This is a genomic window from Burkholderia lata, assembly GCF_000012945.1.
Lineage (GTDB): Bacteria > Pseudomonadota > Gammaproteobacteria > Burkholderiales > Burkholderiaceae > Burkholderia > Burkholderia lata.
Window position 1 is genome coordinate 2138913 of sequence record NC_007510.1, and the last position, 15584, is coordinate 2154496.

13 protein-coding genes are annotated in these 15584 nt (G+C 65.7%); 1 reads left to right on the top strand and 12 read right to left on the bottom strand.

Going from position 1 to position 15584, the window contains the following annotated elements:
• Positions 1 to 37 precede the first annotated feature (37 nt).
• Positions 38 to 2362: a Tex family protein gene (locus BCEP18194_RS15550; RefSeq protein ID WP_011352249.1), complete on the top strand. Its 2325-nt coding sequence runs from the start codon at positions 38 to 40 to the stop codon at positions 2360 to 2362.
• A gap of 109 nt (positions 2363 to 2471) precedes the next feature.
• Here the strand turns inward: BCEP18194_RS15550 and BCEP18194_RS15555 are convergent, their stop codons facing one another.
• The 12 genes from BCEP18194_RS15555 to BCEP18194_RS15610 form a co-directional block, all read right to left on the bottom strand.
• Positions 2472 to 4388, bottom strand: a complete 1917-nt coding sequence (locus BCEP18194_RS15555) for a potassium transporter Kup (RefSeq protein ID WP_011352250.1) — start codon at positions 4386 to 4388, stop codon at positions 2472 to 2474.
• Positions 4389 to 4664: 276 nt separating this feature from the next.
• Entirely contained in the window at positions 4665 to 5261 is a 597-nt protein-coding gene (locus BCEP18194_RS15560; protein WP_011352251.1) for a phosphoribosyltransferase, read from the bottom strand.
• 7 nt (positions 5262 to 5268) lie between these two features.
• Entirely contained in the window at positions 5269 to 6615 is a 1347-nt protein-coding gene (locus tag BCEP18194_RS15565) for an adenylosuccinate synthase (RefSeq protein WP_011352252.1), read from the bottom strand.
• A gap of 113 nt (positions 6616 to 6728) precedes the next feature.
• Complete coding sequence (locus BCEP18194_RS15570; RefSeq protein WP_011352253.1) at positions 6729 to 7877, bottom strand: ATP phosphoribosyltransferase regulatory subunit; 1149 nt, start codon at positions 7875 to 7877, stop codon at positions 6729 to 6731.
• 114 nt (positions 7878 to 7991) lie between these two features.
• Positions 7992 to 8183, bottom strand: a complete 192-nt coding sequence (locus tag BCEP18194_RS15575) for a DUF2065 domain-containing protein (protein WP_011352254.1) — start codon at positions 8181 to 8183, stop codon at positions 7992 to 7994.
• Between the two features lie 36 nt (positions 8184 to 8219).
• On the bottom strand, positions 8220 to 9119 hold the full coding sequence (gene hflC / locus BCEP18194_RS15580; RefSeq protein ID WP_011352255.1) for a protease modulator HflC: 900 nt from the start codon (positions 9117 to 9119) through the stop codon (positions 8220 to 8222).
• A gap of 15 nt (positions 9120 to 9134) precedes the next feature.
• Positions 9135 to 10475, bottom strand: a complete 1341-nt coding sequence (hflK, locus tag BCEP18194_RS15585) for an FtsH protease activity modulator HflK (RefSeq protein ID WP_041492860.1) — start codon at positions 10473 to 10475, stop codon at positions 9135 to 9137.
• 47 nt (positions 10476 to 10522) lie between these two features.
• Positions 10523 to 11698 (bottom strand): GTPase HflX, encoded by a 1176-nt coding sequence (gene hflX / locus BCEP18194_RS15590; RefSeq protein ID WP_171026909.1) that lies wholly within the window; start codon positions 11696 to 11698, stop codon positions 10523 to 10525.
• A 72-nt stretch (positions 11699 to 11770) separates the two neighbouring features.
• The gene (gene hfq / locus BCEP18194_RS15595) at positions 11771 to 12010 is read right to left on the bottom strand and encodes an RNA chaperone Hfq (protein ID WP_006399927.1); all 240 of its coding nucleotides are present in this window, start codon (positions 12008 to 12010) and stop codon (positions 11771 to 11773) included.
• A gap of 154 nt (positions 12011 to 12164) precedes the next feature.
• Complete coding sequence (gene der / locus BCEP18194_RS15600; protein WP_011352258.1) at positions 12165 to 13502, bottom strand: ribosome biogenesis GTPase Der; 1338 nt, start codon at positions 13500 to 13502, stop codon at positions 12165 to 12167.
• Between the two features lie 247 nt (positions 13503 to 13749).
• On the bottom strand, positions 13750 to 14895 hold the full coding sequence (bamB, locus tag BCEP18194_RS15605) for an outer membrane protein assembly factor BamB (protein WP_011352259.1): 1146 nt from the start codon (positions 14893 to 14895) through the stop codon (positions 13750 to 13752).
• A 41-nt stretch (positions 14896 to 14936) separates the two neighbouring features.
• The gene (locus tag BCEP18194_RS15610) at positions 14937 to 15566 is read right to left on the bottom strand and encodes a tetratricopeptide repeat protein (RefSeq protein ID WP_011352260.1); all 630 of its coding nucleotides are present in this window, start codon (positions 15564 to 15566) and stop codon (positions 14937 to 14939) included.
• Positions 15567 to 15584 lie beyond the last annotated feature (18 nt).

A 15584-nucleotide genomic window follows, 5' to 3' on the forward strand; every position in this document is an offset into this window, starting at 1 on the left:
GCCCCGCCGCGATTTCAGCAGGCAGATCATCCACGACATGACGGAAACCGTAGCACTCAAGATCGTACAGCGCATCGCCACCGAACTGGCCGTCCAGCCGCGCCAGGTCGCGGCGGCAGTGCAACTCCTCGACGAAGGCTCGACCGTTCCGTTCATTGCCCGGTACCGCAAGGAAGTGACCGGCAACCTGGACGACACGCAGTTGCGCCAGCTCGAGGAACGCCTCCTGTATCTGCGCGAACTCGAGGATCGCCGCGCGACGATCCTGTCGAGCATCGACGAACAGGGCAAGCTGACCGACGAACTGCGCGCCGCGATCGACGCGGCCGACAGCAAGCAGGTGCTCGAAGACCTTTATCTGCCGTACAAGCCGAAGCGCCGCACGCGTGCGCAGATCGCCCGCGAAGCCGGCCTCGAGCCGCTCGCCCAGGCGCTCCTCGCGAACCCGCTGCTCGACCCGCAGGCCGAGGCCGCCGCGTACGTCGACGCCGACAAGGGCGTCGCCGACGTGAAGGCCGCGCTCGACGGTGCGCGCGACATCCTGTCCGAACAGTTCGGCGAAACGGCCGAGCTGCTCGGCAAGCTGCGCGACTACCTGCACAACCAGGGCGTCGTGTCGTCGGCCGTCGTCGAGGGCAAGGAAAACGAGGAAGGCGAGAAATTCCGCGACTATTACGACTACGCGGAAACGATCAAGACCGTGCCGTCGCACCGCGCCCTCGCGCTGTTCCGCGGCCGCAACGCGGGCGTGCTGACGGTCAAGCTCGGCCTCGGCGAAGAGCTCGACGCGCAGGTGCCGCATCCCGGCGAGGCGATGATCGCGCGCCATTTCGGTATCGCGAACCAGAACCGCCCGGCCGACAAATGGCTGTCCGACGTATGCCGCTGGTGCTGGCGCGTGAAGGTGCAGCCGCACATCGAGAACGAGCTGCTCACGCAACTGCGCGAAACGGCCGAAACGGAAGCGATCCGCGTGTTCGCGCGCAACCTGAACGACCTGCTGCTGGCCGCGCCGGCCGGCCCGAAGGCCGTGATCGGTCTCGACCCCGGCCTGCGCACGGGCGTGAAGGTCGCAGTCGTCGACCGCACCGGCAAGGTGCTCGCGACCGACACGATCTACCCGCACGAGCCGCGCCGCGACTGGGACGGCTCGATCGCGAAACTCGCACGCATCGCCGCGCAGACGCAGGCCGAGCTGATCAGCATCGGCAACGGCACCGCGTCGCGTGAAACCGACAAGCTCGCGAGCGAACTGATCGCGAAGCACCCGGAGCTGCGCCTGCAGAAGATCGTCGTGTCGGAAGCCGGCGCGTCGGTCTATTCGGCATCCGAGCTGGCCGCGAAGGAATTCCCGGAACTCGACGTGTCGCTGCGCGGCGCCGTGTCGATTGCACGCCGCCTGCAGGATCCGCTCGCCGAACTCGTGAAGATCGAGCCGAAGGCCATCGGCGTCGGCCAGTACCAGCACGACGTGAACCAGCGCGAACTCGCCCGCTCGCTCGACGCGGTCGTCGAGGACTGCGTGAACGCGGTCGGTGTCGACGCGAACACCGCGTCGGCCCCGCTGCTCGCCCGTGTATCGGGCCTGAACGCCACGCTCGCGCGCAATATCGTCGACTACCGCGATGCGAACGGCCCGTTCCCTTCGCGCGAGCACCTGCGCAAGGTGCCGCGCCTCGGCGACAAGACCTTCGAACAGGCCGCCGGCTTCCTGCGCATCAACGGTGGCGAGAATCCGCTCGACCGCTCGTCGGTGCACCCGGAGGCGTATCCGGTCGTCGAGCGGATGCTCGCAAAGATCAGCAAGCGCATCGACGACGTGCTCGGCAACCGCGAAGCGCTGTCGGGCCTTTCCCCGACGGAATTTGTTGACGAACGTTTCGGCCTGCCGACGGTACGCGACATCCTGTCCGAACTGGAGAAGCCGGGCCGCGATCCGCGCCCCGAATTCAAGACCGCGACGTTCCGCGAAGGCGTCGAGAAGGTGTCGGATCTCGTGCCGGGCATGACGCTCGAAGGCGTCGTGACGAACGTCGCCGCGTTCGGCGCGTTCGTGGACATCGGCGTCCACCAGGACGGCCTCGTCCACGTGTCCGCGATGTCGACGAAATTCATCAAGGATCCGCACGAAGTCGTGAAGGCCGGCCAGGTCGTCAAGGTGAAGGTGATCGACGTCGACGTGAAGCGCCAGCGCATTGCACTGACGATGCGCCTCGACGACGACGCGGCAGCGCCCGGCATGTCGTCGCGCGGCGGCCAGGATCGCGGCAACGCGGCGCGCGGCGCGGCCCGCCCGCAGCGTTCGCGCGAGCCGGAACCGGCCGGCGCAATGGCCGCGGCGTTCGCCAAGCTGAAGCGCTAAGCCCCCGCAAGCCTGCGCGACATACAAAAAAGCCCGCCGAAAGGCGGGCTTTTTTTATGGCTTCGGCGAACACGGCGCGCGGACGGACGGCCCGCACGCCACACCGCGATCAGATTTCGATCTTCGTCCCGAGTTCGACCACGCGGTTCGCCGGGATCGAGAAGAAGTCGGTTGGCTTCGCGGCGTTCTGGTGCATCCATGCGAACACGCGCTCGCGCCAGATCGACATCCCGGGCAGATGCGTCGGCACGACCGTTTCGCGTGCGAGGAAGAACGACGTATCCATCAACTCGAACGTCATGTCGTGCGTGCGGCCAAACTCTTCGAGCACGGCCTTCACGTCCGGCGTCTCGTTGAAGCCGTACTCGGCCCTGACGATATACAAACCGCCGCCCGCATCACGCGAGGTCTGGCGCTTGTCGTCGCGCACATAAGGAATGTCGCGCGTGACGAATGTGAGGAAAATGGTCCGCTCGTGCAGCACCTTGTTGTGCTTCAGGTTATGCAGCAGGCTCACGGGCACGAGCTTGTCGTTGCCGGTCAGGTAGATCGCGGTACCCGACACGCGATGCGGCGGATGCGCGAGCAGCCCCTGCAGGAACGGCTCGAGCGGGATACCGTCGGCCGCCGTGCGCTCCTTGACGATGTGACGCCCCTTGTACCAGGTCATCAGCAGGAAAAACAGCAACGCGCCGATACCGAGCGGCAGCCAGCCGCCCTGCGCGACCTTCAGCAGGTTCGCGCCGAAGAAGCCGAGGTCGACCGCGAGGAACACCGCGATGATCGCGCCGACCAGCAGCCGGTTCCAGTTCCACACCTTCACCATCACGACCGCGGCGAGCACGGTCGTGATCACCATCGTCGCCGTCACCGCGATACCGTACGCAGCCGCGAGGTTGTCGGAGCTCTTGAAGCCGATGACGATGCAGAGGATCACGAACAGCAGCAGCCAGTTCACGACCGGCACGTAGATCTGGCCGATCGCGAGTTCCGACGTATGCAGCACCTTCATGCGCGGCACGTAGCCGAGCTGGATGGCCTGCGACGTCAGCGAATACGCGCCCGAGATCACTGCCTGCGACGCGATCACGGTTGCGACCGTCGACAGTATGACGAGCGGCAGCAGCCCCCATTCGGGTGCCAGCAGGAAGAACGGGTTCTCGATCGCCTTCGGGTTCTGGATCAGCAGCGCGCCCTGGCCGAAGTAGTTCAGCACGAGCGACGGCATCACGAGCCCGTAGGCGGCAATGCGGATCGGCTTCGCGCCGAAGTGGCCCATGTCCGCGTAGAGCGCTTCCGCACCGGTCAGCACCAGCACGACCGAGCCGAGCACGACGTACGCCTGCAGCAGGTGGTCGGCCATGAACGACGCCGCGTAATACGGGTTGATGGCCGCCATGATGCCCGGCACCCGCACGATGTGGTACACGCCGAGCGCTGCGATCGCGACGAACCACAGCACCATGATCGGGCCGAACAGCTTGCCGACCAGTGCAGTACCGTGGCGCTGGATCCAGAACAGCGCGATCAGGATCACGATCGTGATCGGCAGCACGAGATGGGACAGGTGTGGCGTCGCGATTTCGAGGCCTTCGACCGCCGACATCACCGAGATCGCCGGCGTGATCACCGCATCCCCGTAGAACATGCACGCGCCGAAGATCCCGAGCGCCATCAGCGCGCCCGCGACGCGGGTCTTCGAGTCGAGCGGCCGCAACGACAGCGCCATCAGCGCGAGCACGCCGCCTTCGCCGTTGTTGTCCGCCCGCATCACGAACAGCAGGTACTTGATGCCCACCACCAGGATGATTGCCCAGAACAGCAGCGAAATCACGCCGAGAATCGATCCTTCGGTGAGCGGAATGCCGTGTGCGGGGCTGAACGCCTCCTTGAGCGAATACAGCGGGCTGGTGCCGATGTCGCCGAACACGACGCCGATGGCTGCTATCGCTAGCGCCCGCATCGAGTGTTGTTGCGTCGAATGCGGCGCGTGTGCTGCGTCGGTCGCGTGGATCGTGTCGTTCATATGAAGCGTAATAATCGGGTCCGGGTCGGACAAAACGAGCGCTATTCTACTCGCGCCCCCGTGAAACGCCGCCCTGCTCTGTTGCCTTGTAACCACGTGATCCACGCTACGCATGCAATCCGGCGCGAGCTGTGGCAGGGCTGCCAATCATAGCCGGGGCAGCGCCGTCTGCCTACCGGATCCACGGTACGCGCGGCGCCGGCACATATGGCGCCCCAATGAAAAACGGCGCCGCAAGCGGCGCCGTACAAGGCTTTCCTTCGATTGGCCGGCCGCTTACGCGCCCGAACCGTCGCGCTGTGCGCGACCACGCTTGATCCACGCCTCGAGGTTGTGCGGGCGAACCGTGTCCCACTCCTCGAACGGCTGATGAATCCACGGATTCGTCGGCAGAAACTGCGTGTGATAGTCGGGCTTGACCTTCGAGCAACCCTTGTACCAGAGCACCGCCGAGCGCACGGCCGTCACCGACGGATAGCGCTCCTTCAGGTGCTCCTGCACGCGCGCCAGCGTGACGCCCGAATCGACGAGATCGTCGACCAGCAGCACGTTGCCCGCCAGGTTGCCGCGCGTCATCGTGATGTACTGCGCGATGTCGAGGTCGCCCTGCTCCGTGCCGGCCGCTTCCCGATACGAACTCGTCGCGAGGATCGCGAGCGGCACGTCGTAGATGCGTGACAGTTGATCGCCGACGCGCAGGCCACCGCGCGCGAGGCACAGGATCTGGTCGAACTTCCAACCCGATGCATGCACCTGGAGCGCGAGCAGCTCGATGAGACGGTGATACTCGTCCCAGCCTACCCACAGGTTCTTGTCGTCGTTGCGCGGATCGGTCATCAAGTCTGCCGCCGTCATCGTGATTTGCTGCGTCATCTGGAAATTACACCTTGAACGGATGGCGGAGCAGAATCGTTTCGTCGCGGTCCGGACCCGTCGACACCATGTCGACCGGCACGCCAGCCACTTCCTGGACGCGGGTCAGGTAAGCCTGCGCGTTCGCCGGCAGTGCTTCCCACGTCTTGATGCCGACCGTGCTTTCCTTCCAGCCGGCAAACGTTTCGTATACAGGTTCGCAACGGGCCACATCAGCGGCACCGCGCGGCAGGATGTCCGCATCCTTGCCGTCGATCTTGTAGCCGACGCACAGCTTGACTTCGTCGAGGCCGTCGAGCACGTCGAGCTTCGTCATGCACAGGCCCGACACGCCGTTGATCTGGATCGAGCGGCGCAGCGCGGCTGCGTCGAGCCAGCCCGTGCGACGCGGACGGCCGGTGACCGAACCGAATTCCTTGCCGACGTTCGCGAGCGTGACGCCGACCTGGTCCTGACGCTGCGGATTGTCCGCATCGTACAGTTCGCTCGGGAACGGGCCCGAGCCGACGCGCGTGCAATATGCCTTCGTGATGCCGAGGATGTAGTTGAGCTTCTGCGGACCCACGCCCGCGCCAGCCGACGCCGCACCTGCGACGCAGTTGCTCGACGTGACGAACGGATAGGTGCCGTGATCGATGTCGAGCAGCGTGCCTTGTGCGCCTTCGAACAGCAGGTTCTGGCCCGCATTGTTCGCGTCGTACAGGCGGCGCGACACGTCGGCCACCATCGGCTTCAGGCGGTCGGCATAGCCGAGCATCGTGTCGAGCGTGGCCTGGAAATCGACGGCCGCGCCACCCAGGTACTGGGTCAGCACGAAGTTGTGGAAATCGAGGTTTTCGCGCAGGCGGTCGGCGAAGGTCTTCGCGTCGAACAGGTCCTGCACGCGCAGTGCGCGGCGGCCGACCTTGTCTTCGTACGCGGGGCCGATGCCGCGGCCCGTCGTGCCGATCTTGCCCGCGCCCTTGCGCGCTTCGCGCGCCTGGTCGATCGCGATGTGATACGGCAGGATCAGCGTCGTCGCTTCGGAAATGAACAGGCGGTCGCGCACGTTCACGCCGGCTTCTTCCAGCTCGCCGATTTCCTTGAACAGTGCTTCGGGGGACAGGACGACGCCGTTGCCGATGTAGCAGGCGACGCCTTCACGCATGATGCCCGACGGAATGAGGCGCAAGATCGTTTTCTTGCCGCCGATGATGAGGGTGTGGCCGGCGTTGTGACCGCCCTGGAAACGCACGACGCCCTGAGCGTGGTCCGTCAGCCAGTCGACGATCTTGCCCTTGCCTTCATCACCCCATTGCGTTCCCACGACGACGACATTGCGCCCGGGAGTCACGTTCACTGCGCTGGCAGACATGTTGATTCGTTAGCTGGTTAAAAACGTATTCTACCTATGTTCGCGGGCGATTCCGAATTTTTCCGTTTCGCTTCAACGATATGCATGCCGAAGCACGTCCCGCGAACGCCTGTTTATCGGGGTTCGACCACCCATGCGCCGTTGCGCTCGACGAGCGAACGGTCGCACGCGAACTCGTCGAGCACATGGTCGTGGCCCGGCAGTGCCTGGATCACGACCTCGCCCGCATCGCGCAGCGCCGCGACGGCCGCGCTCAGCGCGTCGTCCTGCGCCCACGGCGCGAGAATCGCGGTGCCGCGCGCCTCGACCGGCGAAATCCGCGCGAGCTCGCGCAGGTCGAGCGAGAAGCCCGTAGCCGGACGGGCACGGCCGTACGCCTGACCAACGTGGTCGTAACGGCCGCCCCGCGCAATTGCGTTCGGCACACCGTCGATGTAGGCGCTGAACATCGCACCGCTGTGATACGCATAGCCACGCAGGTCGCCGAGATCGATCGCCACCTCCGCACCCTTCGCCTGCGCCGCGAGTTGCGCGAGATCGTCGAGCGCGCGCGTGATTTCGGGCAGCACCGGCAAGCGCGTGCGCGCCTCGGCGAGCACGCTCGCGTCGCCGTAGAGGTGCGGCAGCGCGCGCAGCGCCGCGCGCGTATCGGCGCCGAGATCGTCGGTGAGCTCGTTCAGTAGCGGCACGTCCTTGCCCGACAGCGCGTCGTACAGCGACTCGCCGCGCTCGGCAGCCTGCGCGTCACGCGCCAGCAGCGCCGCGAGCACGCCCGCGTGGCCGAGGTCGAGACGGATACGCGACAGGCCTGCGAGATGCAGCGCGTCGAGCATCAGTTGCTGGATTTCGAGATCGGCTTCCAGCCCGGCATGCCCGTAGATTTCCGCACCGATCTGGATCTGCTCGCGCGTCGCGTGCAGGCCGCGCGGACGCGTATGCATCACGTGGCCCGCATAGCAAAGGCGCGTCACGCCCTGGCGGTTCAACAGGTGCGCGTCGATCCGCGCGACCTGCGGCGTGATGTCCGCGCGCAGGCCGAGCGTGCGGCCCGACAGCTGGTCGACCAGCTTGAAGGTGCGCAGGCGCAGATCGGCGCCGCCGCTCGTCAGCAGCGACTCGAGATACTCGAGCAGCGGCGGCATCACCATTTCGTAGCCATACGAACGGAAGCGGTCGAGCAGCCTGCGGCGCAGCTCCTCGATCTTGCGCGCTTCCGACGGCAGCACGTCGGCGATATTCTCGGGAAGTAACCAGGTCGACATCGGTACGGTCCTACGACGGGAAACAGCGCGCGACACGCGCGCCGCGATGTGAATCGGAAATTCTGAATTCGGGCGGAACGAACGGCGGATACGCCGTCTGGATCAGGTCCCCGGTCAGGTCGCGAGCAGCAGCAGTATGAGCCCGAGCACCATCACGATCAGCCCGCCGATCCGGATATGATGCGGCGGCCGCTCAGCTATTCTACGAAACGTGTCGCGCCAGGCGACGGGAAACACGAAGGGGAACGCCCCCTCGATGATCAGCATCAGCGCTACTGCGAGCAACAACGAGCCAGCCAGGTCCATGCGAGCGACGGCGCCGCTCGACGCGGCGCCCCAAGGTCAGTGTTTGCGGGGAGCAGGCGCCGCCGGTGCGGCACCGCCCGTCGGGCTGCGCATGAAGCGGAAGAACTCGCTGTCGGGATCGACGACGATGATGTCGTTGCGCTTGAACGTGTTTCGGTAAGCCTGCAGGCTCGCGTAGAACTGGTAGAACTGCGGGTCGCGGCCGAATGCGTCGGCGGCAATCGTGGCAGCCTTCGCGTCGCCCTCGCCCTTGATCGTCTGCGCGGACTTGTACGCGTTCGCGAGCACGGCCTGCTGTTCGCGTTCGGCGTCCGCCTTGATCTGCTCGACGTCGGCCGCGCCTTGCGCACGCACCTGCGCCGCCTGATCGCGCAGCGCGCCGATCATCCGCTGATAGACGGCGTCGGTCTGCGCGGCCGGCAAGTCGACACGCGTCAGCTGGACATCGACCACGTCGACGCCGAAGCCGGACGCCTTCGCCTTCACTTCGTCGCGCGCCGCATCGGCGATCGCACGCTGGCCGCCGAGCGCATCGTCGAGCGCGCGCTTGCCAAGCGCGTCGCCGAGTGCGCTCTTCAGCGCGCCGGCCAGACGGTCGCCGGCTGCCGACGGGTCGCCCCCCGTCGTCGTGAAGTACTTCATCGGATCGCTGATCCGGTACTTCACCGCGTAGGCGACGAGCAGGTCATGCTTGTCTTCCGTTGCCAGTTGCAGCGGATCCGACGACTCGAGCGATTGCAGGCGCGTGTCGATCAGCGTGGCCGTCTGCAGCGGCGGCGGCAATTTGAAATGGATGCCGGGGCCTGCCAGCTCGGGCTGCGCGCCATCGCGCCCCGACAGCACGGCCGCATGGCGCGGATCGACGGTAAGGACTGTCGACGATGCCGCGAAGGCAACGATCACGATTGCGACGACGAGCGCAATGATTCGGTTCATGTTCTGCGCTCCCCGTTACTTCAGATCGTCTTCGCGCGACCGGCTGCGAAACGCTTCGCGCGATCGCAGCACGTCGGTGCCCGACGCCGCCACGGCCGACGCCGCACTCGCGGGTGCCGCTGCGGCCGGCGCGACAGCCGCCGGTGCCGACGCCGCATCGGGCGTGGATGCGCCCGTGGACCCCGCGGCGTTTTGTCGCCCCTGCTCGACGAGCTTGTCGAGCGGCAGATACACGACGCTGTTGCCGCCCTTGTTGCCGACGAACACCTTCGTCGAGTTCGAATAGATTTCCTGCATCGTCTCGAGATACATCCGCTCGCGGATCACCGCAGGCGCCTTCGAGTACTGTGCATAGACCTGCTTGAAGCGGTCGGCATCGCCCTCGGCTTCCGTGACCACGCGATCGGCATAGGCCTTCGCTTCGTCGACGAGCTTCGCCGCATCGCCCTGCGCCTTCGGCAGCAGGTCGTTTGCATATGCCTGCGCGGCGCGCTTCGCGGCTTCACGCTCGTCGCGTGCCTTCGCAACTTCGCCGTACGCGGCCTGCGTCTGCTCGGGTGCCGCAACGCTCTGCATCGTGACGGCCGTCACCTCGAGCCCCGACTGATAGCGATCGAGATCGCGCTGGATCGCGGCGGAAAGCTGCTCGCGCAGCGCGTCGCGATCCTGGTTCAGCACGTCGGCTGCGCTGCGCGTGCCGACGATCGCACGTACCGCGGCCTGGGCGGCCTGCGAGACGCTGCGCTCGGGATCGACACTGCGGAACAGGTAATCGGTCGCGGAGCGGATGCGGTACTGGACGATGAAGCGCACGTCGACGATGTCGGCATCGCGCGTCAGCATCGCCGCTTCCTTCACGTTCGCGAGACGCACGACGTTGTTGCGGCCGATCTCGATCGAGCGGACCTGCGACGTATCGACGATCTCGTGCGACGCGAACGGATACGGCGCGCGCCAGTGCACACCCTGGCCGACCGTGCCCGACAGCTTGCCGAGCTGCAGCACGACGCCCGTCTGCCCTTCCTGTACGACGAACAGCCCGCTGCCCGCGTAGACCGCGACCAGCACGCCGATCACGATGCCGACACCGACTCGCGCGGCTCGCCCGTTGTCAGGACGGAAACCGTTGCCGCCCTTGCCGCCGAAAAGGCCGTTCAGCCGCCGGTTGAAGTTGCGCCACATCTCGTCGAGATCGGGCGGACCATCGCCGTCGCCGCCTTGCGGACGCTTCGATTCGTTCGGGCGGGGACGAGATCCGTCTTTGCCATTGCTTTCGCCGCGTCCCCAGCGGGGATCGTTGATCGACAGCAAGGCGCGCATCCGCCGCCAGGTACTCCGCTCGTTGTATTCGTTCACCAGAGTTTGTTCACCAGATTAGACGCCGGCGAACCGGCCGGGACCGGTTAGCGCCCGTGTTCGGAAATCGTGTGGTCTTCGTGTGGTTCAGCGGGAGCGCCGTCGAGCGCGCCGTTGGGTAACGTCGCGCTGGAAAGGTGTTCCGCGGAGGCGATTTCGGCGATGGCGGCACGCAACGTGTCGAGACCCTGACCGGTGCGCGCGCTCAAAAAGACGCGCGAAATATTACCATACTCGTCCCGCTCGACCGCGTCGCCGCGGGCCGCCAGCTCAGGCACGGCGTCGATCTTGTTGAACACCAGCACCTGCCGGATCGTGTCCGCGCCGATCTCGTGCAGCACGCCATTGACCTGCTCGATCTGTTCGAGCCTGACCGCGCTCGACGCATCGACCACGTGCAACAGCAGATCCGCGTGGATCGTTTCCTCGAGGGTCGCACGGAATGCGGCGACCAGCTGGTGAGGCAACTCGCGGATGAAGCCGACCGTATCCGACACGACGATCTGGCCCACTTCGTCGCCGAGGTACACGCGCCGCGACGTCGTATCGAGCGTGGCGAACAGCTGGTCGGCCGCGTACGCCTGCGCTTTCGTCAGCGCGTTGAACAGCGTCGACTTGCCCGCGTTCGTATAGCCGACGAGCGACACCGACATCGTGCCGCTGCGCGCGCGCTGGCGGCGTTGCGTGCTGTGTTGCCGGCGCAGCCGGTCGAGTCGCGACTTCAGCATCTTGATGCGTTCGCCGATCAGCCGGCGGTCGGTTTCGAGCTGGGTTTCACCCGGGCCGCGCAGGCCGATACCACCCTTCTGCCGTTCAAGGTGGGTCCACGCGCGAATGAGCCGCGTCGACAGGTACTGAAGCTGCGCGAGCTCGACCTGCAGCTTGCCTTCGTGGCTGCGGGCACGCTGTGCAAAGATGTCGAGGATGAGGCTGGTGCGATCGACCACGCGCCTGTTAAGTGCCTGCTCCAGATTACGTTGCTGGGCGGGCGCCAATGCGTGGTTGAAGATGACGATTTCGACGTTGTGCGCGTCGCAGGCGAGCCGGAGTTCTTCGGCTTTGCCGCTGCCGATGAACATCTTGGCATCGGGACTGGAGCGACGACCCGTGAGGGTGACTGCGGGACGGGCCCCCGCGCTGGAGGCGAGAAGACTGAGTTCTTCGAGACTGGCTTCGAAATCGGTCTTGCCGAAATCGATGCCGACGAGCGCTGCGTTGATCAAATTTTCAGGTGTCAAGATAAGGCGGCTGGCATCGGTCGCTCGCGGCGACCGGATGCCGGCCGCTGCGATAGGTTAGGACGAGGCTTCAGCGTCCGGGTGGAAATTCACCGGACGCGCCGGCACGACCGTCGAGATGGCGTGCTTGTACACCATCTGGGTCACCGTATTACGGAGCAACACGACGTACTGGTCGAACGATTCAATGTTCCCTTGCAGCTTGATGCCATTGACGAGGTAGATCGAAACGGGAACGTGCTCTTTGCGCAGTGCGTTCAAAAACGGGTCTTGTAACAATTGCCCTTTGTTGCTCATGGCGTACTCCATCTTTTTTTGCAGGTTGATCTGGACTGGCGGCGAAGAAAAAGAGATCCGGCGCCAATCGCTACACTATAGCCGATTTTGCCTGGCCCGCCCGGGGCATAGGCCTTGCGGCCAACCCCTTGCGTGACGCGTGTAACAGACGTCTTCAGCTCTTGTCCGCGTACGGATTGTTCGACGAACGGAACTCTATGCGCAATGGAGTCCCTGTCAGTGAGAAAGTTTCGCGGAACCGGTTTTCCAGGTAACGCTTGTACGTTTCGGTCACCGCATCGAGCGCGTTACCGTGGATGACAATCAACGGCGGATTCTGGCCGCCCTGGTGCGCGTAGCGCAGCTTCGGACGCACCGGGCCGCGACGGCGCGGCTGCTGGAACTCGACGGCCTCGATCAGCGCGCGCGTGAGCTTCGGCGTCGGCAGCTTCGCCATTGCCGCCGCGTATGCGTCGTCGACCGAGCGCATCAGCGCGCCGATGCCGGTCTTCTTCGCGGCCGAAATGTAATGCGATTTCGCGAAGTCGAGGAATTTCAGCTTGCGGGTCAAATCCGCTTTCGCGCGATCACGCGCATGCTCGTCGAGGCCGTCCCACTTGTTGACGCCGATCACGAGCGCGCGACCCTGTTCGACGACGAAGCCGGCGATGTGTGCGTCCTGGTCGGAAATGTCCTGCTGCGCATCCAGCAGAAGAATGACGACGTTCGCATCGGAGATCGACTGCAGCGTCTTCACGACCGAGAATTTCTCGATCGCCTCGAACACCTTGCCACGACGACGCAGGCCGGCCGTGTCGATCAGCGTGTATTTCTTGCCGTTACGCTCGAAGTCGACGTAGATCGAATCGCGCGTCGTGCCCGGCATGTCGAACGCGATCACGCGATCTTCACCGATCAGCGCGTTCACGAGCGTCGACTTGCCGACGTTCGGACGGCCGACGATCGCGATCTTGATGCCGCGCGACGGGTCGTCCTCGTCCGCTTCCTCCGGCTGACCGGCGTACGCGACTTCCAGCGCCTCGTTGATCATGTCGGTCACGCCGTCGCCGTGCGCGGCGGAGATCGCCCGCGGGTCGCCGAGCCCGAGCTCGTAGAAGTCCGTCGCGACCGCCGTGTACTTCATCCCCTCGGCCTTGTTGACGACGAGGAAGATCGGCCGGCCGGTCTTGCGCAGGTAGTCGGCGATCGACTTGTCCTGCGGCGCAAGGCCGTTGCGGCCGTCGACGATGAACACGACGACGTCGGCTTCCTCGACGGCCTGCCGCGTCTGGCGCGCCATCTCGTGCAGGATGCCGTCCTTCGCGACGGGCTCGAAGCCGCCCGTATCGACGACCAGGTAAGGCCGCTCGCCGACGCGCCCTTCGCCGTAATGGCGATCGCGCGTCAGGCCCGGCAAGTCGGCGACCAGCGCATCACGCGAGCGCGTGAGCCGGTTGAACAGCGTGGATTTCCCCACATTGGGGCGCCCAACAAGGGCAATGACCGGTTTCATCTGTGTTTTCTACGGTGATGCGCAGCAGCGGGAGGCCCGCTGCTGCGGGCGGCTGCGCTGAATGAAAATATCACGAATTCGCGCCGCGCCGGATGCGCGCGCCTGGCGCGCGTTGCGCGCCGTCGTCTTTCGTCTCGAACTGCCTTTCAAATACCGAGCGGCCGGGAGCACCGGCCGCCTTCAAGTCGCGCAGCCGCGGCGCGCGGGACAAGCCCGTCGCGCCGCGGCCGTGCATGTTTCCTGCGCGTCAGCGCGGACGAAATCCGTACAGGCCGCCGTCCTTCGTCTGCACGACGAGCGTATTGCCCGCGAGGACCGGCGCCGCCGTAATCGCGCTGCCGTCGGTCTTCATCCGTGCAATGAAGCTGCCGTCTTCGCGCGACAGGAAGTGCACGAAGCCCTTGTAATCGCCCATCACGACCGCGTGCCCGAGCAGATACGGCACGCCGACGTCACGGCTTTTCAGCTTGTCGTTGCGCCACAGCTGGTTGCCCGAAGCGGCGTCGTACGCCGTCACGACCGACCAGTCGTCGCCGCCGGCGACCACCGAATCATCCTGCGCGAGACCGCTGCGGCTCGAGAACGCCTTTTCCCACAGCGGGCGGCCCGAGTTCGCATCGAAGCAGCCCAGCTGACCCTGGAACGTCACCGCGCAGGCTTCCGCGCCCACGAGCGTCGGCGGACCGCTGACGTCGTTGATGCGCTCGACCTCGGTCACGCCCTTCGGGAACGACACCGGCGTCTGCCAGAACGGCTCGCCCGTCTGCAGGTTGATTGCGACCAGCCCGCCGCCGGGGAAGCCCGCCAGCACCGCTGCGTCACCCGCGAACGTCATGCCGGCCGACACGCGCAGGTTCAGCGGCACCGCGCGGTTGCGGTAGTTCCACTTCTGCTCGCCCGTCTGCGCGTTGAACGCGATCACCTGGCCGTCGATCGTGCGGACGACCACGAGGCCGTTGCCCACGAGCGGCGGCGAGAAGATCTCGCCCTGCACGCTGGTGTTCCACAGTGGCTTGCCGTCCGGGCCCAGCACGAACACGCCGCCCTTCAGCGCGCCGACCGCGGTCAGGTTGCCGTCGCTGCCGACACCGGCCGACAGGTCGGAGCCGACCTTCGCGCGCCAGAGCGTCTGGCCCGTCTTCGCGTCGATCTTCTCGACCGAACCGTTTTCGCCCGCTGCATAGACGGCGTCGCCCACGGCCACCGGCGAGAACAGGTAGCGCCCGCCCTTGCCGACGCTCGCCTTCCAGACCTGTTGCACGTCCATCACGGGCTTGAACTCGGTGAGCGGCGTCGGCACGCGGCGCGCGTCCTTCGACGACGAGCAGGCCGCCAGTGCGAGGACAGCCGCCGCGCAGGCAACGGGCACAGCGTAACGTTTCAGCAAATTCATCGGTTAGCGAAGCAGAGTTAAGAGGTTGAGGGGACCGGGGTTCAGCCGCCGAGCGCGTCCAGCTTGAACTGCACGAGCTGGCGCGCAGACTGGTCGTCCTTCGACAGGCCGTCGAGCGCGAGCTTGTAAGCCGCGCGCGCATCGTCGGTCTTGCCTTGCGCGGCAAGCAGATCGCCGCGGCGATCGGCCACGAGGCCCTTGAATGCATCGACCGGCGTACCCGACAGCAGCGCGAGGCCCGCATCGTACGCCTTCTCGTCGAGCAGCAGCGACGCGAGACGCAGCTTCGCGATCTGCTTGTACTCGTCATCCTTGGCGTGATCGACGGCCCATTGCAGTTGCGCCTTCGCACCGGCCGAGTCGCCGGCTGCGTACAGCGTCTTCGCAGCGGAAAGTGCGGCCATCTGCGCATACGGCGTGCTGCCGAACTTGTCTTCCATGTCGGCGGCCGCGCGAGCCATCGTCGCCTTGTCGTTCGCGGCGGCGGCCTTCTGGACCTGTTCGTACAGCCCGGACGCCTCGGCAGCCTGACGGCGCTGCCAGTAGTTCCAGCCGTTGAAACCGGCCGCGACGACGAGCGCCGCGAGCACGATCCACGTGGTGAGGTTGCCCCAGCGGGCCCACCACGCCTTGAGACTTTCAATCGATTCTTGTTCGTCGTGATAACTCATCGGCGAGCGATTCCTTCC